General features: G+C 69.4%; 20 protein-coding genes and 1 pseudogene. 12 read left to right on the forward strand and 9 right to left on the reverse strand.

From position 1 onward, the window contains the following. Positions 1-217: 217 nt before the first annotated feature. Positions 218-820, reverse strand: coding sequence for a M23 family metallopeptidase (locus ACTWQR_RS52895; RefSeq protein WP_443234523.1), 603 nt, complete (start codon positions 818-820; stop codon positions 218-220). Positions 821-1,101: 281 nt separating this feature from the next. Here ACTWQR_RS52895 and rpsB point away from each other — a divergent pair, with 281 nt between their 5' ends. From rpsB to ACTWQR_RS52925, 6 genes are all read left to right on the forward strand, one after another. Then, positions 1,102-2,064, forward strand: coding sequence for a 30S ribosomal protein S2 (rpsB, locus tag ACTWQR_RS52900; RefSeq protein WP_443234524.1), 963 nt, complete (start codon positions 1,102-1,104; stop codon positions 2,062-2,064). Positions 2,065-2,214: 150 nt separating this feature from the next. After that, the gene (tsf, locus tag ACTWQR_RS52905; protein ID WP_443234525.1) at positions 2,215-3,051 is read left to right on the forward strand and encodes a translation elongation factor Ts; all 837 of its coding nucleotides are present in this window, start codon (positions 2,215-2,217) and stop codon (positions 3,049-3,051) included. Positions 3,052-3,245: 194 nt separating this feature from the next. Next, the gene (gene pyrH, locus ACTWQR_RS52910; protein ID WP_443234526.1) at positions 3,246-4,016 is read left to right on the forward strand and encodes a UMP kinase; all 771 of its coding nucleotides are present in this window, start codon (positions 3,246-3,248) and stop codon (positions 4,014-4,016) included. Positions 4,017-4,137: 121 nt separating this feature from the next. Then, positions 4,138-4,695 (forward strand): ribosome recycling factor, encoded by a 558-nt coding sequence (gene frr, locus ACTWQR_RS52915; protein WP_443234527.1) that lies wholly within the window; start codon positions 4,138-4,140, stop codon positions 4,693-4,695. After that, positions 4,695-5,852 carry a phosphatidate cytidylyltransferase gene (locus ACTWQR_RS52920; protein WP_443234528.1) on the forward strand — a complete coding sequence of 386 codons (1,158 nt, stop codon included), beginning with the start codon at positions 4,695-4,697 and terminating at the stop codon, positions 5,850-5,852. Before frr ends, ACTWQR_RS52920 begins: the two co-directional genes overlap by 1 nt. A 38-nt stretch (positions 5,853-5,890) precedes the next feature. Continuing rightward, on the forward strand, positions 5,891-6,049 hold the full coding sequence (locus ACTWQR_RS52925; protein ID WP_443234529.1) for an ATP-binding protein: 159 nt from the start codon (positions 5,891-5,893) through the stop codon (positions 6,047-6,049). 66 nt (positions 6,050-6,115) lie between these two features. On the opposite strand, the gene ACTWQR_RS52930 is transcribed toward ACTWQR_RS52925, so the two are convergent. Beyond that, on the reverse strand, positions 6,116-6,457 hold the full coding sequence (locus ACTWQR_RS52930) for a DUF6233 domain-containing protein (protein WP_443234530.1): 342 nt from the start codon (positions 6,455-6,457) through the stop codon (positions 6,116-6,118). A 248-nt stretch (positions 6,458-6,705) separates the two neighbouring features. Between ACTWQR_RS52930 and rlmN the strand changes: the two genes are divergently transcribed. The 5 genes from rlmN to ACTWQR_RS52955 all read left to right on the forward strand — a co-directional run bounded on the left by rlmN (position 6,706) and on the right by ACTWQR_RS52955 (position 12,745). Then, on the forward strand, positions 6,706-7,812 hold the full coding sequence (gene rlmN, locus ACTWQR_RS52935; protein WP_443234531.1) for a 23S rRNA (adenine(2503)-C(2))-methyltransferase RlmN: 1,107 nt from the start codon (positions 6,706-6,708) through the stop codon (positions 7,810-7,812). Between the two features lie 302 nt (positions 7,813-8,114). Beyond that, positions 8,115-9,206, forward strand: a complete 1,092-nt coding sequence (locus ACTWQR_RS52940) for a thiamine ABC transporter substrate-binding protein (RefSeq protein ID WP_443234532.1) — start codon at positions 8,115-8,117, stop codon at positions 9,204-9,206. Next, a complete protein-coding gene (locus ACTWQR_RS52945) occupies positions 9,182-10,879 on the forward strand; it encodes an ABC transporter permease (protein WP_443234533.1) in 1,698 nt (565 codons plus the stop codon). Before ACTWQR_RS52940 ends, ACTWQR_RS52945 begins: the two co-directional genes overlap by 25 nt. 2 nt (positions 10,880-10,881) lie before the next feature. Further along, positions 10,882-11,913: an ABC transporter ATP-binding protein gene (locus ACTWQR_RS52950; RefSeq protein ID WP_443234534.1), complete on the forward strand. Its 1,032-nt coding sequence runs from the start codon at positions 10,882-10,884 to the stop codon at positions 11,911-11,913. 10 nt (positions 11,914-11,923) lie between these two features. Next, entirely contained in the window at positions 11,924-12,745 is an 822-nt protein-coding gene (locus ACTWQR_RS52955) for a maleylpyruvate isomerase family mycothiol-dependent enzyme (RefSeq protein ID WP_443234535.1), read from the forward strand. A gap of 120 nt (positions 12,746-12,865) precedes the next feature. Here the strand turns inward: ACTWQR_RS52955 and ACTWQR_RS52960 are convergent, their stop codons facing one another. From ACTWQR_RS52960 to ACTWQR_RS52990, 7 genes are all read right to left on the reverse strand, one after another. Continuing rightward, on the reverse strand, positions 12,866-13,549 hold the full coding sequence (locus ACTWQR_RS52960; RefSeq protein ID WP_443234536.1) for an LAETG motif-containing sortase-dependent surface protein: 684 nt from the start codon (positions 13,547-13,549) through the stop codon (positions 12,866-12,868). Positions 13,550-13,682: 133 nt separating this feature from the next. Then, positions 13,683-14,816 carry an LOG family protein gene (locus tag ACTWQR_RS52965; RefSeq protein ID WP_443234537.1) on the reverse strand — a complete coding sequence of 378 codons (1,134 nt, stop codon included), beginning with the start codon at positions 14,814-14,816 and terminating at the stop codon, positions 13,683-13,685. A 23-nt stretch (positions 14,817-14,839) separates the two neighbouring features. Then, a complete protein-coding gene (locus ACTWQR_RS52970) occupies positions 14,840-15,247 on the reverse strand; it encodes a VOC family protein (protein WP_443234538.1) in 408 nt (135 codons plus the stop codon). 145 nt (positions 15,248-15,392) lie between these two features. Continuing rightward, positions 15,393-16,961, reverse strand: coding sequence for a hypothetical protein (locus ACTWQR_RS52975; protein WP_443234539.1), 1,569 nt, complete (start codon positions 16,959-16,961; stop codon positions 15,393-15,395). Continuing rightward, entirely contained in the window at positions 16,943-17,680 is a 738-nt protein-coding gene (locus ACTWQR_RS52980) for an ABC transporter ATP-binding protein (protein ID WP_443234540.1), read from the reverse strand. Before ACTWQR_RS52980 ends, ACTWQR_RS52975 begins: the two co-directional genes overlap by 19 nt. Positions 17,681-18,078: 398 nt before the next feature. Next, a complete protein-coding gene (locus ACTWQR_RS52985; RefSeq protein ID WP_443234541.1) occupies positions 18,079-19,467 on the reverse strand; it encodes an aspartate aminotransferase family protein in 1,389 nt (462 codons plus the stop codon). Next, positions 19,452-19,985, reverse strand: a complete 534-nt coding sequence (locus ACTWQR_RS52990; RefSeq protein ID WP_443234542.1) for an Lrp/AsnC family transcriptional regulator — start codon at positions 19,983-19,985, stop codon at positions 19,452-19,454. The genes ACTWQR_RS52985 and ACTWQR_RS52990 overlap by 16 nt, the downstream gene beginning before the upstream one ends. A gap of 163 nt (positions 19,986-20,148) precedes the next feature. Here ACTWQR_RS52990 and ACTWQR_RS52995 point away from each other — a divergent pair. After that, a pseudogene (locus ACTWQR_RS52995) lies at positions 20,149-20,294 on the forward strand (gamma-aminobutyraldehyde dehydrogenase); the annotation flags it as partial.

Consider the following 20,294-nt stretch of genomic DNA (forward strand, 5'->3'; position numbering starts at 1 on the left):
GCGTGAGAGCGATCGAAGTCGTGGCGTGCTGACCTCAATCGGGCAACTCGTCAATCGGGCAACTCGGCGCCGGGCTCTGGATCTACCCCAGCCCCAGCCCGGCCTGGCCATGGTCGTCTTCCGCGGAGTGCTGCCGCTCCACGGCTTGTGGGTCTGACCGGCCGGCCGTACTGGTGGGCGCTCTCCGGTCCATTGGTCGCCCGCTGCTACGCCGACCTCATGCTTCCCGTCCCTCCGGCACGCCGACCACCGGCAGCAGCCGTGACGGACCCCGGCTGAGCAGCCACGGTGGGAGCAGGGACAGCGGGTCCAGGTAGGTGTCCGCCCGGCGCAGGCCCCAGTGCAGGCAGGACGTCGGGCAGTGGGAGCCCGTCGGTTCCACTACGCCGATCACATCGCCGGCTGCCACCTCCGCTCCCTTCTTCGCCGTCGGCCGCACCGGCTCGTACGTCGTGCGTAGTGGTGGGTCTCCCGTGCCGTTCAGTTCCACCGAGATCACTCCGCGGGCCGCGACGCGACCGGCGAAGGAGACGCGGCCCGGGGCGACGGCCCGGACCGGGGTGCCGGGGGGTGCGGCGAGGTCCACGCCACGGTGGCCGCGGCCGTAGGTGGTCGCCGGGGGTTCCCAGCCGCGTACCACTGATGGGCGTATGCCCACGGGCCAGGCGCGGGCGATGGCCGGCACCGGTGCGTCGGTGCGTGGCGGCGGGATCGCGTCGCCGTCACGCGCGGTGGCGGCGGGCAGGGCGGCGCCGAGGGCGGCCACCGTCAGGCCCAACAGCGACGCCGGCCACGTACGGAGAGATCGTTCTGCTCGCATGCGAGAACGGTGCCGTGAGCGGCGGGAAAAAGTGGATCATGACCGGGATCTGTGGAGTACCGGCCGGTTGTGGACAGCGGCGTCACCCGGCGCCTCGCGGGTCCCGTACACTTCTTGTGGCGATCCGGGTCACCGGGTCGACTTCGCACGCCCCGACATCAGGCCATCAAACAGCCGGTGTCAGCGCCTCTCGGTCCCTAGTGGCAAGGCGCATCGCGGGCGTCAGGCGCGAGTGCCGTCCGGCACGCGCGGCACAACCGAGAACACCAAGGAGTACGGCCATGGCCGTCGTCACGATGCGGGAGCTGCTGGAAAGCGGCGTCCACTTCGGTCACCAGACCCGTCGTTGGAACCCGAAGATGAAGCGATTCATCTTCACGGAGCGCAACGGCATCTACATCATCGACCTGCTCCAGTCGCTGTCGTACATCGACCGCGCCTACGAGTTCGTCAAGGAGACCGTCGCCCACGGCGGCACGGTCATGTTCGTCGGCACCAAGAAGCAGGCGCAGGAGGCCATCGCCGAGCAGGCCACCCGCGTCGGCATGCCCTACGTCAACCAGCGCTGGCTGGGCGGCATGCTCACCAACTTCTCGACCGTCTACAAGCGTCTGCAGCGCCTCAAGGAGCTCGAGCAGATCGACTTCGACGACGTCGCCGCGTCGGGTCTCACCAAGAAGGAGCTTCTCGTGCTCTCGCGCGAGAAGGCCAAGCTGGAGAAGACCCTCGGTGGTATCCGCGAGATGCAGAAGGTGCCCAGCGCCGTCTGGATCGTGGACACCAAGAAGGAGCACATCGCGGTCGGCGAGGCCCGGAAGCTCAACATTCCGGTCGTCGCCATCCTCGACACCAACTGCGACCCCGACGAGGTCGACTACAAGATCCCGGGCAACGACGACGCGATCCGCTCCGTCACCCTGCTCACCCGCGTGATCGCCGACGCCGTCGCCGAGGGCCTCATCTCCCGCTCCGGTGCCGGCAAGGCCGAGGGTGACAAGGCTGCGGGCGAGCCGCTCGCCGCGTGGGAGCGCGACCTGCTCGAGGGTGGCGAGAAGAAGGCCGACGAGGCGACCGAGGTTGCCGCCGAGGCTCCCGCCGCTGCCGAGGCCCCCGCTGCCGAGGCTCCGGTCGCTGAGGCTGAGGCCCCCGCTGCTGAGGCTCCCGCCGAGGCTCCGGCCGCTGTTGAGGCTCCGGCCGCCGCTGAGGCCGAGGCCGAGAAGCCGGCCGACGCCGAGCAGGCCTGACCCTGTCTGTACGGCTATGTGAACGGTGGGCGGCGCGGACCGCGCCGCCCACCGTTCACCCGTAGACCGTAGATCTTCGGTGGACGCCAGCCCGATCAGCGGCGGACGCCGACTTCGAGACTTCGAACTCCGAGAAGAGATTCACAGATCATGGCGAACTACACCGCCGCCGACGTCAAGAAGCTCCGTGAGCTCACCGGCGCCGGCATGATGGACTGCAAGAAGGCGCTGGACGAGGCCGACGGCGACGTCGACAAGGCTGTCGAGGCCCTGCGCATCAAGGGCCAGAAGGGCGTCGCCAAGCGCGAGGGCCGCTCCGCCGAGAACGGCGCCGTGGTTTCCATCATCGCTGACGACAACACCTCCGGCGTCCTGGTCGAGCTGAAGTGCGAGACGGACTTCGTCGCCAAGAGCGAGAAGTTCCAGGTCGTCGCCAACACGCTTGCCGAGCACGCCGCCAAGTCCTCCCCGGCCGACCTCAAGACGCTGCTCGCCTCCGAGATCGAGGCCGGCAAGACCGTCCAGGCGTACGTCGACGAGGCCAACGCCAACCTGGGCGAGAAGATCGTCCTGGACCGCTTCGCCCAGTTCTCCGGCGCCTACGTGGCCGCGTACATGCACCGCACCATGCCCGACCTGCCCCCGCAGATCGGTGTCCTGGTCGAGCTGGACAAGGCCGACGCCGAGCTCGCCAAGGGTGTCGCCCAGCACATCGCCGCCTTCGCGCCGAAGTACCTCTCCAAGGAGGACGTCCCGGCCGAGGTCGTCGAGTCCGAGCGTCGCGTCGCCGAGGAGACCACGCGCGCCGAGGGCAAGCCCGAGGCCGCGCTCCCGAAGATCGTCGAGGGCCGCGTCAACGCGTTCTTCAAGGACGCCACCCTCCTTGGCCAGCCGTACGCGCTGGACCAGAAGAAGTCCGTCCAGAAGGTTCTGGACGAGGCCGGTGTCACCCTGAAGCGCTTCACGCGCATCAAGGTCGGCATCTGAGTCCGTACCGCGCTCGACTCGAGACCCCGCTAGGGTCGACAGCAGTCGTCCGTGTTGGTTGCGTATGCCGCCACACGCGTGTGCGTGTCGGGCGACAGCAGATCTGACGAGGAGGCCATTGCCGCGCATGGGATGCGAACACCCCACCGGCAATGGCCTTCTTTGTATGTGCGACACGTAAAGAGGCGATCTCCATGACCACCACCAAGGCCGACAAGGACGAAAAGAGCGATCACGGCAAGGGAGCCGGACGCTTCCTGCTGAAGCTTTCCGGTGAGGCGTTCGCCGGTGGTGGGGCACTCGGGGTCGACCCCGACGTGGTGCACACCATGGCCCGGGAGATCGCCGCGGTGGTCCGCGGTGGTGCCCAGATCGCCGTCGTCATCGGCGGCGGCAACTTCTTCCGCGGTGCCGAGCTCCAGCAACGCGGTATGGACCGGGCCCGTTCCGACTACATGGGCATGCTCGGCACGGTCATGAACTGCCTCGCCCTCCAGGACTTCCTGGAGAAGGAGGGCATCGACTCACGCGTGCAGACCGCCATCACCATGGGCCAGGTCGCGGAGCCGTACATTCCGCTGCGCGCCGTGCGGCACCTGGAGAAGGGCCGTGTGGTCATCTTCGGCGCCGGTATGGGCATGCCGTACTTCTCCACAGACACCACCGCCGCCCAGCGGGCTCTGGAGATCGACGCCGAGGCCCTGCTGATGGGCAAGAACGGCGTGGACGGGGTCTACGACTCCGACCCGAAGACCAATCCCGAAGCGGTGAAGTTCGACTCGCTCAGCTACGGCGAAGTCATCACGCGGGACCTCAAGGTCGCCGACATGACAGCGATCACCCTGTGCCGCGACAACAAGCTCCCCATCCTCGTCTTCGAGCTTCTCGCGGAGGGCAATATCGCGCGGGCCGTCAAGGGTGAGAAGATCGGCACGCTTGTGGGTGACCAGGGCGGTCGGGCCTGACCGGGGGATGGACAATGTCCTGCCGGTCGGGAACCGTGCAGGAATAAGACGCGACGCAGCCGGCCGCCGACCCAGACCAGGAACAGCTGCCGGGCCTACTCAAGACACGCAGGAGCAAGTGGTGATCGAAGAGACCCTCCTCGAGGCCGAGGAGAAGATGGAGAAGGCCGTCGTGGTCGCCAAGGAGGACTTCGCCGCGATCCGCACCGGTCGTGCGCACCCGGCGATGTTCAACAAGATCGTGGCGGACTACTACGGGGCGCTGACGCCGATCAACCAGCTGGCCTCGTTCTCGGTGCCCGAGCCGCGCATGGCCGTGGTGACCCCGTTCGACAAGAGCGCGCTGCGCAACATCGAGCAGGCGATCCGCGACTCCGACCTGGGCGTCAACCCGAGCAACGACGGCAACATCATCCGAGTGGTGTTCCCCGAGCTGACGCAGGACCGTCGCAAGGAGTTCATCAAGGTCGCCAAGACCAAGGCCGAGGACTCCAAGATCTCGATCCGCTCCGTCCGCCGCAAGGCCAAGGAAGCCATCGACAAGGCGATCAAGGACGGCGACATCGGCGAGGACGAGGGCCGCCGTGCGGAGAAGGAGCTCGACGACACCACCGCGAGGTACGTCACCCAGGTGGACGAGCTGCTCAAGCACAAGGAAGCAGAGCTGCTCGAGGTCTGATGAACGACTCTTCCTGGGGGGCACCGCCACAAGCCGGGTACTGGGGGCCGTCCGACCAGGGGCCTGTCCAGGGGGCAGCCCCGGCGGGTCCCACGTACGATGCGCATAACGCGCAGCAGACTCGGCCCATGCCCATCGTGCCCGACGTACCCGCGCATGGCGGGGACCAGGACGACGACCGGGGGGCTGCTCGGACGGGCGGCCCCCTGTTCCGCGACGAGACGCCGCCGACACCGCCGCCGTTCCCGCCTTCGTCGCAGCACCCTTCGTCGCAGCATCGGAACCAGAATTCGCAGGAGCCCATGCCCAGCGCCGCACAGCCCGCACCCGCGCCGCAGAAGAAGAGCGCAGGCCGCGACCTGGGTGCTGCCATAGGGGTCGGGGTCGGACTCGGTGCGGTGATCGTCGCGTCGCTGTTCGTCGTCAAGGCCGTCTTCGTCGGCGTCATAGTGGTCGCCGTCGTGGTGGGCCTCTGGGAGCTCACCTCGCGGCTCGTGGAACGCAAGGGCATCAAGGCGCCGCTTGTTCCGCTGGCGCTCGGCGGTGCGGCGATGGTCGTCGCCGGCTACGTCCGGGGCGCCGAGGGCGCCTGGGTGGCGATGGCGCTCACCGCGCTCGCCGTACTGGTCTGGCGGATGACGGAACCGCCCGAGGGCTACCTCAAGGACGTCACGGCGGGGATCTTCGCGGCCTTCTACATCCCCTTCCTGGCCACGTTCGTGGCGATGCTGCTGACCGCTGACGACGGTGCGTGGCGTGTTCTGACGTTCCTGCTGCTGGCCGTGGTCAGCGACACGGGTGCGTACGCCGTCGGCTGGCGTTTCGGCAGGCACAAGCTCGCGCCGCGCATCAGCCCCGGCAAGACCCGCGAGGGCCTGCTCGGAGCGCTCACCTTCGCCATGGTGGCCGGCGCGCTGTCCATGGAGTTCCTCATCGACGACGGCTCCTGGTGGCAGGGCCTGCTCCTCGGCCTCGCGGTCGCGGCCAGCGCCACGCTCGGCGACCTCGGCGAGTCCATGATCAAACGCGACCTGGGCATCAAGGACATGGGCACCCTGCTGCCGGGGCATGGCGGAATCATGGATCGGCTGGACTCGTTGCTGCCGACGGCTCCAGTGGTGTGGCTGCTGATGGTGATCTTTGTGGGATCCGGCTGACCTGGGTAAACGTGGGTGAGGGGCTCGCTGTCCACAAGGTGGCGAGTCCCTCTTCGTTCGTATGTCAGCGGCACTTGCATGGCTGTGGCTTTTCCATCGTCAGACAGCTCGTCGACGCCCATCGCGGAACGGTCACCGCGACGAGCGTGCCCGGTACGGAGACTGTCTTCACCCTGCGGCTGCCCGCCGGTTCGTAGGAGGATCGTCGGCATGCCCGACCATGGGTGCGGTGCCCTTGCCTTCAGGCCGCGACGGTTCGCGGTTCACAGCACACCGAGGTCGGTGTCGGGCCGGCAGTAGGGGCACGCAGGGACGCCGTCCTCCGTGATCGCTCGGAGGGCCTGCTCGCGTGCCAGTGGCCTCGTGTTCTGGCCGGCCATGCCGCAGCCGCTCGTGTGGACGGAGTCGGGGGTGGGCTTGCCGCCCGCTCGTCGCATCGTGAGCTTCCACCCGGGCGTGGGCGGAGGCAGTGTGCGCGCTGTACGGGCCGCGGCGACATCCTGCCGCTCCAGCTCAGCGATGGTGTCGTCGGTGCGGCGCAGCTGCCAGGCCAGCCATTCGCGGACGCTGCGCAGGCGATCCAGGCGAGACACGTCTTCGTACACGAGTTCGATTCTAGGTCCAGGTGTGGCCCTTGTGACAGCGCCCTGCCCGCGCGGCGCCCGCGGTGGTGTGGCAGTCGATCCGGCCCGGCTGCTCTCGTCGGCGTGCCGGCCAGTGAGAACGCGTGTCGCGCCGGGCCGTCTGTGGGCCGTCGGAGGAGCCGACGCCGAACCCGAGGCGACCCCTGACGGCCACCGTGCTGGGATCGGGGCCCAGGTCACACCAATCGATCTGCGACACTGGTACAGCCATGCCTAAGCCCGGAGAACTCACTTTCGTCGCCCCCCGCGGAGCCAAGAAGCCGCCGCGGCACCTTGCCGATCTCACGCCCGCCGAGCGCAAAGAGGCGGTTGCCGCGATCGGTGAGAAGCCGTTTCGCGCCAAGCAGCTCTCGCAGCACTACTTCGCGCGGTACGCGCACGATCCCGAGCAGTGGACCGACATCCCCGCGGGGTCGCGTGCCAAGCTTCAGGAAGCGCTGCTGCCCGAGCTGATGACGGTCGTACGGCATCTCTCCACCGATGCCGACACCACCCGCAAGACCCTGTGGCGGCTCTTCGACGGCACGCTCGTCGAGTCCGTGCTGATGCGGTACCCGGACCGGGTCACCATGTGCATCAGTTCGCAGGCGGGGTGCGGGATGAACTGCCCGTTCTGCGCGACCGGACAGGCCGGGCTCGACCGGAACCTGTCCACCGGTGAGATCGTGCACCAGATCGTCGACGGTATGCGGGCGCTGCGGGACGGCGAGATCCCGGGCGGGCCCGCGCGGCTGAGCAACATCGTCTTCATGGGTATGGGCGAGCCGCTCGCCAACTACAAGCGGGTCGTCCAGTCGATCCGGGCCCTCACCGACCCGGAGCCGGACGGACTCGGGCTCTCCCAGCGCGGCATCACCGTCTCCACCGTCGGGCTCGTCCCGGCCATCCACCGGTTCTCCGACGAGGGCTTCAAGTGCAGGCTCGCCATCTCCCTGCACGCACCGGACGACGAGCTGCGCGACACCCTCGTACCGGTCAACACGCGGTGGAACGTGCGCGAGGTCCTCGACGCCGGATGGGAGTACGCGGCCAAGTCGGGCCGCCGGCTCTCCATCGAGTACGCGCTCATCCGGGACATCAACGACCAGGCCTGGCGCGGTGACCGGCTCGGCCGGATGCTCAAGGGCAAGCCCGTGCACGTGAACCTGATTCCGCTGAACCCGACGCCCGGCTCCAAGTGGACCGCTTCGCGGCCCGAGGACGAGAAGGCGTTCGTCGAGGCCATCGCGGCGCACGGCGTGCCGGTCACCGTCCGGGACACCCGGGGCCAGGAGATCGACGGGGCGTGCGGGCAGCTCGCTGCCACTGAGCGGTAGGCGCTTACTGAGCGGTGGACGGTCACCGATCGGTGGACGGTCACCGATCGGCAGGGCGGTACGCTGGCTCTCGTACGTACATCTTCATATTCCGACAGGGGAGCGCCACAGCGCTGAGAGTGCGGTAGCCGGGTCACGAGAGATGAAAGAGACCTGGGGGGCCGCAGACCCTCTGAACCTTGCCCAGGTCATTCTGGGTAGGAAGTTCGGTCATTACTCGAGCTGTTGCGCCCTGCCCGGGAACTTTCAGAGGTTCCCGGGCAGGGCCGCGTCTCTTCCTGGTAATCCAGGAGGAAAAGTCAGTGAGCACCACCAAGAAGTTCACGGCCGTGGCCGTCGGGCTGGGCCTTCTCACGCTTGCCGCGTGCGGTTCGTCCGACTCCGACGACCAGGCCGGCGGCTCCGGCTCCGGATCCAAGACCGTGACTCTCGTCAGTCACGACTCCTTCGCCTACACCAAGGACGTACTGCAGGCGTTCGAGAAGGAGTCCGGATACAAGGTCAGGGTCCTCAAGGACGGCGACGCCGGGCAGGCCGTCAACAAGGCGATCCTCACCAAGGACAACCCGCAGGGCGACGTCTTCTTCGGCGTCGACAACACGCTGCTGTCGCGGGCGCTCGACAACGGGCTGTTCCAGTCGTACGAGGCCAAGGGCTCGGACCAGATCCTCTCGGAATACCGGGTCGACCAGGACGAGCACCGGGTCACGCCGATCGACTCCGGCGACATCTGCGTCAACTACGACAAGGCGTACTTCACCAAGAACAAGCTGACACCGCCGCAGTCCTTCGACGATCTGGTCAAGCCCGAGTACAAGAACCTGCTCGTCACCGAGAACGCGTCCACTTCCTCGCCCGGCCTCGGCTTCCTGCTCGGCACCGCCGCGAAGTACGGGGACGACGGCTGGGAGGACTACTGGAAGAAGCTCAGGGCCAACGGCGTGAAGGTCGTCGACGGCTGGGAGCAGGCCTACAACGAGGAGTTCTCCGGGTCCGCCGGCGGCAAGAAGGCCAAGGCGGACCGGCCGCTCGTCGTCTCGTACGCGTCCTCGCCGCCCGCCGAGGTCATCTACGCCGACCCGAAGCCGAAGACCGCGCCGACCGGCGTCGCGGCCGACACCTGCTTCCGGCAGGTCGAGTACGCGGGGCTGCTCAGCAACGCCGAGAACGAGAAGGGCGGCAAGGCGCTCATCGACTTCCTGGTGAGCAAGACGTTCCAGGAGGACATGCCGCTGAACATGTTCGTGTACCCGGTGGCCGAAGGTGCCAAGGTGCCCGCCGAGTTCACGAAGTACGGGCCGGCGGCCGAGGACCCCGAGACCCTCGATCCCGCCAAGATCGCCGACAACCGTGACCAGTGGGTCAAGTCGTGGGCCTCGCTCGTACTGAAGTAGAGCCGCCAGAGGTAAAGGCGCCTGAAGCAAAGCCGCGCGCGCGTTCGGGGAGCGCGGCGCGGCTCGGTCTCATGGCCGTGCCCGTCGCGTTCTTCGCGGTCTTCTTCGCCTACCCGGTCGCGGCGATCGTGGCCCGTGGGCTGAAGGTCGACGGGGCCTGGCAGTTCGGGCGGATCGGTGACGTACTCACCCAGTCCGACATCCGGCACGTGCTGTGGTTCACGACCTGGCAGGCGCTGGCCTCGACCGTGCTCACGCTGCTGATCGCGCTCCCCGGTGCGTATGTCTTCGCGCGCTTCGATTTCAGGGGCAAGCAAGTCCTGCGCGCGGTCGTGACCGTCCCGTTCGTGCTGCCCACGGTTGTCGTGGGGACCGCCTTCCTGGCGCTGCTCGGGCGGGGCGGGCTCCTCGACGAGCTGTGGGGCGTACGGCTGGACACGACCGTGTGGGCGATTCTGCTCGCGCACGTCTTCTTCAACTACGCGGTCGTCGTCCGCACGGTCGGCGGCCTCTGGTCGCAGCTCGATCCGCGCCAGGAGGAGGCCGCGCGGATGCTCGGCGCCTCGCGGTTCGCGGCCTGGCGCAGGGTGACGCTCCCGGCGCTCGCCCCCGCCGTCGCCGCCGCCGCGCTCATGGTCTTCCTCTTCACCTTCACCTCGTTCGGCGTCGTGCAGATCCTCGGCGGGCCCACCTTCTCGACCCTCGAAGTCGAGATCTACCGGCAGACCTCGGAGATCTTCGACCTCTCGACAGCCGCCGTGCTCACCATGATCCAGTTCGTGGCGGTGGGCGCGATCCTCGCCGTCCACGCCTGGACCGTGCGCCGCCGGGAGACGGCCCTGCGCCTGGTGGACGCCTCGGTGACCGCGCGCCGACCGCGCGGGGCCGGGCAGTGGGCGCTGCTCGCCGCCGTCCTCGGCACCATCGCCGTCCTGCTGGTGCTGCCGCTGGCCGTGCTGGTCGAGCGGTCGCTCGACGCCCCCGGGTTCGGCTACTACAAGGAGCTGACCAGCGGCGACGGCGGTATCTTCCTCGTGCCGCCGATCGAGGCCGTCGGCAACTCGCTGGAGTACGCCCTCGCCGCGACCGCCATCGCGCTGGTGATCGGCGGACTCGCCGCCGCGGCCCTCACCCGCCGGGACGCGGGCCGTCTCGTACGGGGCTTCGACGCCCTGCTCATGCTTCCGCTCGGCGTCTCCGCCGTGACCGTCGGCTTCGGTTTCCTCATCTCGCTCGACGAACCGCCGCTGGATCTCAGAAGCACCTGGATTCTCGTGCCGCTCGCGCAGGCGCTGGTGGGCGTGCCCTTCGTCGTACGCACCATGCTGCCCGTCCTGCGGGCGGTGGACGGACGGCTGCGCGAGGCGGCGGCGGTGCTCGGAGCCCCGCCGTGGCGGGTGTGGCGCGAGGTCGATCTGCCGATGGTGCGGCGGGCGCTGCTGATCGCGGCCGGGTTCGCCTTCGCCGTGTCGCTGGGCGAGTTCGGCGCGACCGTCTTCATCGCGCGGCCCGACAACCCGACCCTGCCCGTCGCCGTGGCCCGGCTGCTCGGTCGCGCGGGCGACCTCAACTACGGACAGGCCATGGCCCTTTCGACGATCCTGATGGTGGTGTGCGCGGTGGCGCTGCTGGTCCTCGAACGCCTTCGAACCGACCGGACGGGGGAGTTCTGACCATGCTCGAGCTTGATGGGGCGACCGTACGTTTCGGTGGGCGGGCCGTGCTCGACGGTGTCGGCCTCGATGTCGCCGAACACGAGATCGTGTGCGTCCTCGGGCCCAGCGGCAGCGGCAAGTCGACGCTGTTGAGGGTGGTCGCCGGGCTTCAGCCCCTGGACGACGGGCGGGTCTTCCTGGACGGCCGGGACCTCGACGGCGTGCCCGCGCACAAGCGGGGCCTCGGCCTGATGTTCCAGGACCACCAGCTCTTCCCGCAGCGTGACGTGGGCGGCAACGTGGCTTTCGGGCTGCGGATGCACGGGGCGGCCAAGGATCAACAGGCCGTAAGAGTACGGGAGTTGCTGGAACTGGTCGGGCTGCCCGGCTCCCACGCGCGTGCCGTCGCCTCCCTCTCCGGCGGTGAACAGCAGCGCGTCGCCCTCGCCCGTGCCCTCGCGCCCCGCCCCCGGCTGCTCATGCTCGACGAACCGCTCGGCCAGCTGGACCGTTCGCTGCGGGAGCGGCTGGTGGTCGAACTCCGGGAACTCTTCGGTGAGTTGGGTACCACCGTGCTCGCGGTCACCCACGACCAGGGCGAGGCGTTCGCGCTCGCCGACCGGGTCGTGGTGATGCGCGACGGGCGGATCGCCCAGTCCGGTACGCCACTTGAGGTGTGGCAGCGGCCGGCCGACGAGTTCGTGGCCCGCTTCCTCGGCTTCGAGAACGTGGCCGGGGCGACCGTCAGCGGGGAGGTGGCGGACACCCCGTGGGGCAAGGTGCCGGCGCCCTCGGACGCCCCGCAGGGCGAGGTCACGCTGCTGGTCAGGCCCGCGGGCGTACGGCTCGTGCCCGTGACGGAGGGGCTGCGCTGCACGGTGGCGGCGCGGACGTTCCGGGGCACCCACGTCGCCGTACAGCTGCAGCCGGAGGACGCGCCGCGCCTCGAAGCGGCGTGTGCGCTGCGGGACGCGCCGGAGACCGGGGACGAGGTCGGGGTGGCCTTCGAGGCCGCCGAAATTGTCGTGCTCGGGGGAGCTCGAGACGCCTAGGGTGCGCCTCATGACGCTACTCGGGCATGACCGCTACTGCGACGAAATCGTCGGCCAGACCGCGCTGCTGAGATCCCACCTCGCCGGAGCCGATCTCTCCGCGACCGTGCCGACCTGCCCGGACTGGACGCTGCGGCAGCTTGCCGTGCACGTGGGCGAAGCGCACCGCTGGGCCGAGCACATCGTGCGGACGAGGGCGACGAAGAACGTGCCGGTCGAGGAGGTGGCCGACTTCGACGGGCCGACAGACGGCGATCCCGCCGCCCTCGACGCCTGGCTCGCGCAGGGCGCCGAGAAGACCGCCGGGACCCTGCGCGCCGCCGGGCCCGACACCGAGGCCTGGAGCTGGGGCTGGGAACGCACGGCCGGGTTCTGGGCGCGGCGCATGACGCAGGAGACGGTGATCCACCGGGCCGACGCGGCCATCGCCGCCGGCGTGACGTACGCGGTCGCGCCGGAGCTGGCGGCCGACGCGATCGACGAGTGGCTGCAGATCGTCCGGTTCGCGCAGGAGAAGTACCCCGACGACACCGCGCAGGAACTGCGCGGAGCGGGCCGCAGCATCCACCTCCATGCCACCGACACCGACACCGACACCGACACCGGCACCGGCACCGGGGCCGGGCTGGATGCCGAGTGGCTCATCGAGTTCGACGACAAGGGCATCGGCTGGCGGCGCGGTCACGAGAAGGCGACCGTCGCGCTGCGCGGGCCGCTCACGGAGGTCATGCTCGCCTTCTACCGCCGACTCCCGCCCGACGGAGGGCGGTTGGAGGTCCTGGGGGAGCGGGAGCTGCTCGACTTCTGGCTGGAGCGGGCCACGTTCGGCTGACGCCGGGAGACGCGGGTGGCCCGCCCCCTCTGCGAGGGAACGGGCCACGTCAAGGCCGTACTCGGCGGCCGTGTACTCAGTCAGCGGCCGTAAGGCAACTCAGCCAGTCGTAAGGCGTTCTCAGCGGTCGTTCGACGCGCCACGGCGACGCAGCGCGTACACCACGGCACCGCCGGCCACGACGAGCGAGGCCGCTATACCGGCGATCGCGACGGTGTTGGAGCTCGCGCCGGTCTCGGCGAGGTTCGAGCCGCCACCCGCGGTCGACGGCGTGCTCTCCCCGGCACCGGCCGGAGCGGGCGAGGTGCTCTCCGAGGGCGTCGGGGTCGGGCTCACCGCGGACACCTCGGACGAGGAGGGCTCGTCCGAGGGCGACGGGGTCATCGGAGGCGTCGACGGCTCCGGTGACGTGCACGCCTCGGCCGGCGTGGTCAGGTTCGGCTTGATGTCCTCGTCGACCTGGTTGCCGGCCTTGACGTGGACGCGGTACGTCGCGTTCGGCTGCCAGTCCTCGGCGAAGTCGATCGTCACACCCTGGCGAGTGCCCTTGACGTCCTGGCTGCCGACGATCCTCTCGTCCGCGCCGTTCGACTCGAGGTAGACGGTGACCGTGGCCGGGACGCCCGTGGGGTCCTTGTCGGTGACGCTGATGACACCCTTGGTGCCGTCGCACTTGGCGACGGCCGAGAACTCACTGATGTCGCAGGCGAGCGCGTTACCAGCGAGGCCGAGCGTGAGCGCGGCCGAGGCGGAGGCAACGCCGAGAATGCGCACGGAGCGTGCGGTACGGCGGGATATGGACACGATTGCCCTTCACGGGATACGCAAATGAGGGGGGTGTGGGAGTGCCGTGAACAACAGCAGTCCCAGATGCCTCACAGGTTTATTGGGCCCCGTCTGTCCGTGTCAATTCACGTAGCCCTCTTGGCCGTTGGCTTTAGCTTTCGTTTGCCTGAGCCAGCCGGGCGAGCGCTTCCGGGGCGTCCTCGACGTGGTCCACCAGGGCGATCCGCGGCTCCATCGAGCGGCCCTTGGCCAGCGACTGGAGCAGGGGCCAGACCGGCAGGCGCTCCGTCCAGTGGAGGCGGTCGACCAGGACCATGGGGGTGGGCTCGCCGCGCGACTCGTAGTAGTTCGGCGTCGCGTTGTCGAAGACCTCCTGGACGGTGCCGGCGGCGCCGGGCAGGAAGACGACTCCCGCGTTCGAGCGGGCCAGCAGTCCGTCCTCGCGGGTGGCGTTGGCGAAGTACTTGGCGATGTGGGACGCGAAGGCGTTCGGCGGCTCGTGACCGTAGAACCAGGTGGGGATGCCGACGGAGGTGTTGCCCTTCGGCCAGCGGGTGCGCACGTCGAAGGCGGCGCGCGCCCAGTCGGTCACCGACGGGACGAACGACGGTGCCTTCGCGAGGAGTTCGCACGCCTCGTCCAGCATGGCGTCGCGGTACGGGGCCGCGTACGCGCCGAGGTTCGCCGCCTCCATCGCGCCGGGGCCGCCGCCCGTCGCCACCACGTATCCGGATCGGGAGAGCGCGCGGCCGAGCCGTGCCGCGCCGCCGTACGCGTCCGTCCCGCGCGCGATGGCGTGGCCGCCCATCACGCCCACCACCCGTGCCCCGCGCAGGAGTTCGTCGAGGGCGTCGGAGATCGCGTCGTCGTGGACGGAGCGCAGCATCGACGCGTAGATGTCCCCGTCGGCCTTGGTCCGCTGGAACCAGGCGTACGCGAGGGCGTCCGGCGTCTCCTCGTAGCCCTTGTCGAGCGACGCGAACAGCTCGTCGGGCCGGTAGAGGTGACCGCGGTACGGGTCGAAGGGCAGGCCGGGGAGGGGCGGGAAGACCAGTGCGCCGTCGGCACGGACCTTCGCCGCCGCGTTCTTCCGCATCGGGCAGCCCAGGAACACGGCGCCCGTGGTGTCGGTGGCCAGCAACTCCCTCGTACGGTCCGTCAGATCGACGGCCTGGACGCGGAAGCCGGCGAGGGAGCCGCGGGCCGAGACGATCGCGTCGAACTCGTCGAGCGTCTCGATCTCACGGTCGTCGTGGTGGGCCGCATGGGCGGGGCTCGTCTGCACCCGCCCATGTAAGCACGGCCGGGTCAGCCCTCGACGGCCGCCGGGTCCATCCACATGACCTCCCAGGTGTGGCCGTCCGGGTCGTCGAAGGCGCGACCGTACATCTGGCCGTAGTCCTGGGTCTCGCCGCTCGGCGAGCCGCCCGCCGCGATCGCCTTGTCGACGAGTTCGTCGACCTTCTCGCGGCTCTCGGCGCTCAGACACAGCAGCACCTCGCTGGTCTTGGTCGAGTCCGCGATCTGCTTCTTCGTGAAGTCCTGGTAGCGCTGCTTCGTCATGATCATCGCGACGATCGTGTCGCTGATCACGACGCTCGCGCAGTTCTCGTCGGAGAACTGGGGGTTGATCGCGTAGCCGAGCTCCGTGAAGAACTTCTTGGAGGTGTCGAGGTCGTTCACGGCCAGGTTCACGAAGATCATCTGCTGGTACATGTGAGGTCTCTCCCATCGGATGATGTGCTGTTCGGAGGGGTAGACCGCGAGTCCCCCGGGAAATCATCGGCGATCGCGAACTCTTTTTCGTGCGCGGAGCCAGCCATTCCTCGTATACGAAACCAGCCCCTTCGCGTACGCCGCGTCAGCCGGTCAGCGGCAGCGCCGCGAGCTCCGCCACCGCCCAGGTCAGCGGGCCGAAGACGGCGAACAGGGTGCCCGCGCGGAGTGCGGCGGCACTGCGCAGCATCGTGGCGGGCGCCCCGATCCGCAGCAGGGCCGCCGTGGTGTCGGCGCGCGCGTCCCTCGCCTCGACCGCGGCGGTCAGGAGCGTCGCGACGGCGCACCCGGCGACGAGGAATGCGCCCAGTGTGGTGAGCGGCCCCACGTCGAGGCGCGTACCGGTGTAGAGAGCGGCCATGGCGTACGCGCCCGACGCCACCGCGCTCACCACGCCGAGCGGGCGTCCGATACGGCCGGCCTCCTCCATCAGCACGCGCCCGGCGAGCAGCCGCAGCACACCCGGCCGCACCGCCTGGAGCAGCCTGCCGCACAGGTGGGTGATGCCGGGCCCGGCCAGCGCCAGCCCGACCGCGGTCAGCGCCCAGCCGACGAGCAGGCCGACGGGGCCGTCGGTGAAGCCGCCGGGCAGCGCGGCCCTTCCGAGAGTGGGGGCGGTTCGGCCGGCGTACGTCTCCACGGCCAGGCCGGCCGCCAGCACCGCCGTGCCCCAGGGGAGGCCGCTGGGGGTGGAGAGGGGAGCCGGGTACTGCGCGTCCAGGACCTGGCCGGGGAGGCGCCGGAGGCCTGGCCCGTCGGAGCCCTCAGGGGAACCGGGGTTGTCCTGGTCGCCGGAGCGTCCCTCGTGCCTTGCGTCGCCGAGTGCTCCGGAGCGGCGGGGCTCGTCGGGCGCGGCAGAGCTGTCGAGTGGCTCCGTGCGGCCATGACCGTCGTGGCCAGTGTGGTTGGTGTGTCCGGAGTGTCCGTCGGGAGTGCCGTGCGTGTCCCGCGCCCTGGAAGCACCGTCCCGCTCGGAGCGACCGGACTCGCCCGGCCCGGTGCCGTGACCGCCGGCCGCCGCGCCTCCATGTGCGCCGAAGCGGCCGTACGCGCCGAAGCCGAGGTGCTCGCCGGTGCTGCCGTACGCCCCGAAGGCGCCGAATCGGCCGGGGCGGGGCCGGGCCGTGGAGGGGCCCGGCTTTCCCCCGCGCGGGCGCAGGACCACCGCGCTCGCCACCGACGCGATGACCGGCACCAGCGTCAGCAGCGTGAGGGCGGCCGGGAGCGGCAACGGCCTGTCCGCGGCGAGGAGTTCGGCGGCGGCTCCGTCGAAGGGGAGGCCGGTCAGGTCGCCGCGCAGGTGGAGGAAGAAGAGCAGCGCGACCATCGAACCGAGCGTGCAGGACACGGCGGTGGAGATCGCCGCGAGGATCATCAGGCGGCCGGGGCCCAGGCCGATCGCCGAGAGGCCGGACCGGGGTCGGGTGGCAGGGTCGGTCCGGGCGACCGCGACCGCGAACTGCGCGGTGGCGGCGAGCGGCGCGACGCACCAGGCGAGCCGGAGCGCGGCCGCGGCGGACGCGTCCGGGTGCCCCAGCGCGTACCCCAGGGTGCACAGGAGCAGGAAGCCCGTGCCCGCCGACGCCGCCGCGACCAGGAGTCTGCGCAGCTGGACGGCGGGGCGGGCGCCGCGGGCTAGACGGAGAGCGAGCACGCGGCCCGGCCTTCCGCCTCGGTGACCGGGGGCAGGTGGACGGTGTTCACGCGCCGCCCGTCGAGCAGCGACACGGTCCGGTCGGCGAGGGCCGCGGTGTCCGTGTCGTGCGTGGCCAGGACGACGGTGATGCCGTGCGAGCGGGCCGCCGTGGTGAGCGTACGCAGTACCTGGGCGCGGTCGGCGCGGTGCAGCGGGGCGGTGGGTTCGTCGGCGAAGAGAACGGTCGGCGTGGGGGCCAGGGCGCGGGCGATGGCCACGCGTTGACGCTCGGCCTGGAGCAGGGCGTACGGGCGTTTGCGGGCGCAGCCGCCGATGTCGAGGCGATCCAGCCATTCCAGGGCGGTGGTCTTGGCCCGGCGGCGGTTGACGCCGCGCAGCATGAGTGGCAGCGCGGCGTTCTCCCAGGCGTTGAGTTCGGGCACCAGTACCGGCACCGGGTCGATCCAGCCGAATCGGTCGCGGCGCAGCCGTTCGCGGGTGAGCGGGCCCATGGTGTGCACGGGCGTGCTGTTGAACCAGACCTCGCCCTGTTGTGCCAGAAGCTGCCCGGACAGGCACTGGAGCAGGGTTGTCTTGCCGCTGCCGCGCGGGCCGCCCACCGCGAGGATCTCGCCCTCGCGGACTCCGAGCGAGACGCCGCTGAGCGCGAGCGAGCCGTTGTGCTTGACGTGCAGGGCGCGTGCCCAGAGCACGTCGTTGTCCGGCGGGGCCACCATCGCGTATACCTCGGTTCGATCAGAGATGCCGTGCTGAGTCCCCGGTACGGGGGAACGAAGGCGGAGGCATTCGGTCACGGTCCCGGTCACGCGTAGGGTGCGTCGTTGGTAGTGCGTCGCGAGAACCAAGCACGCGCTACCTCCTAGGCATTTATGCCGTCCGGGCTGGTTTCAACCCGGCTGGTGTCGATCGCGTAAGACTCGATCGTTCGCTGAGCGACCGAGCGGCGTGAACCAGGAATCCCCCTCGGCCGCGAGGGGGAGGATTCAATGGGCACGCTAGGGAGTCAGTGGCGTGAGTACAGACAGCACACGGCCCCGGGGAGCCCGTTCTCACTCGAACGGGCGCCCCGGGGCCGGTGTTGATCATCCAGACGGAACAACTGAACAGCGGAAGATCAGAGCTTCGCCCATGCCTCCGTCAGCACCTGACGGACGATCCCCTCGATCTCGTCGAAGGTCGACTGGTCGGAGATCAGCGGCGGCGACAGCTGGATGACCGGGTCACCGCGGTCGTCGGCGCGGCAGTAGAGGCCGTACTCGAAGAGCTTCTTGGAAACGAAGCCGTAGAGCACGCGCTCCGACTCCTCGTCGGTGAAGGTCTCCTTGGTGGCCTTGTCCTTCACCAGTTCGATGCCGTAGAAGAAACCATTCCCCCTGACGTCGCCGACGATCGGCAGATCGTGCAGCTTCTGGAGGGTGGTCAGGAACGCGCTCTCGTTGTCGAGCACGTGCTGGTTGAGGCCCTCGCGCTCGAACAGGTCGAGGTTGGCGACACCCACGGCCGCGGACACCGGGTGGCCGCCGAAGGTGTAGCCGTGCAGGAACGTGTTGTCGCCCTTGTAGAAGGGCTCGGCGAGGCGGTCCGAGATGATGCACGCGCCGATCGGAGAGTAGCCCGAGGTCATGCCCTTGGCGCAGGTGATCATGTCCGGTACGTAGTCGAACTTGTCGCAGGCGAACATCGTGCCGAGCCGGCCGAAGGCGCAGATGACCTCGTCCGAGACGAGCAGCACGTCGTACTGGTCGCAGATCTCCCTGACCCGCTGGAAGTAGCCGGGCGGCGGCGGGAAGCAGCCGCCCGCGTTCTGCACAGGCTCCAGGAACACGGCCGCGACCGTCTCCGGGCCCTCGAAGAGGATCTGCTGCTCGATCTGGTCGGCGGCCCAGCGGCCGAAGGCCTCGGGGTCGTCGCCGAAGAGCGGGGCGCGGTAGATGTTGGTGTTGGGGACCTTGTGGGCGCCGGGGACCAGCGGCTCGAAGGGCGCCTTCAGCGCGGGCAGGCCGGTGATGGACAGGGCACCCTGCGGGGTGCCGTGGTAGGCGACCGCGCGCGAGATGACCTTGTACTTGGTCGGCTTGCCGGTGAGCTTGAAGTACTGCTTCGCCAGCTTCCACGCGGTCTCGACGGCCTCGCCGCCGCCGGTGGTGAAGAAGACCTTGTTGAGGTCGCCCGGAGCGTAGTTCGCGAGGCGCTCGGCCAGCTCGATCGCCTTCGGGTGGGCGTAGGACCACACCGGGAAGAAGGCCAGCTCCTGCGCCTGCTTGAACGCCGTCTCGGCCAGCTCGGTGCGGCCGTGGCCCGCCTGGACCACGAAAAGACCCGCGAGACCGTCGAGGTAGCGCTTGCCCTTGTCGTCGTAGATGTAGGTGCCCTCACCCCGGACGATCGTGGGGACGGGCGCGTTCTCGTACGAGGACATGCGGGTGAAGTGCATCCACAGGTGGTCGTACGCGGTCCGGCTGAGGTCCTTCGGCTGGGTGCTCACGGCTATCGGGTTCCCCACATGTAGGTCTGCTTCTTGAGCTTCAGATAGACGAAGCTCTCGGTGGAGCGCACCGCGGGCAGGGCCCGGATGCGTTTGTTGATGACGTCCAGCAGGTGGTCGTCGTCCTCGCAGACGATCTCGGCGAGGATGTCGAACGAGCCCGCGGTCATCACCACGTACTCGACTTCCGACATGGCCGTCAGCGCGTCCGCCACCGGGTCGAGGTCGCCCTCGACGTTGATGCCCACCATCGCCTGCCTGCGGAAGCCCACGGTGAGGGGATCCGTGACGGCGACGATCTGCATCACGCCCTGGTCGAGCAGCTTCTGGACGCGCTGGCGCACGGCCGCCTCGGAGAGCCCGACGGCCTTGCCGATCGCGGCGTACGGCCTCCGGCCGTCCTCCTGGAGCTGCTCGATGATGGCGAGGGAGACAGTGTCCAGAGCGGGAGTGTTGTTCCCCGCCCTGGTCTCTGCCCTGGTCTCTCGTGAGCCCTTTGGCTCTGCGCTACGACTGGCCACGCGCTCACTGTGCATGAGGCATCAGCGGTTCCGCAAGGGATGATTGATGAAATTCGTTGTTTACGCGGCTGGCATGTGCGGATTTCGCAGTTCTGGGCCGATCGGGGGTGTTGAAAACGTGGAGCGTCGGACTAGGGTGGATGTCTCAGTGATTGGACACCTGACAGGAGGGCCGGCAGTGAGCACCGAGCTGCGTCGTCTGCGCAACTACATCGACGGAGAGTTCCGCGATGCCGCCGATGGACGGACCACAGAGGTGGTCAACCCCGCGACGGGTGAGGCCTACGCGACCGCGCCGCTGTCCGGCCAGGCCGATGTCGACGC

The organism is Streptomyces sp. 2A115 (assembly GCF_052245575.1).
Lineage (GTDB): Bacteria > Actinomycetota > Actinomycetes > Streptomycetales > Streptomycetaceae > Streptomyces.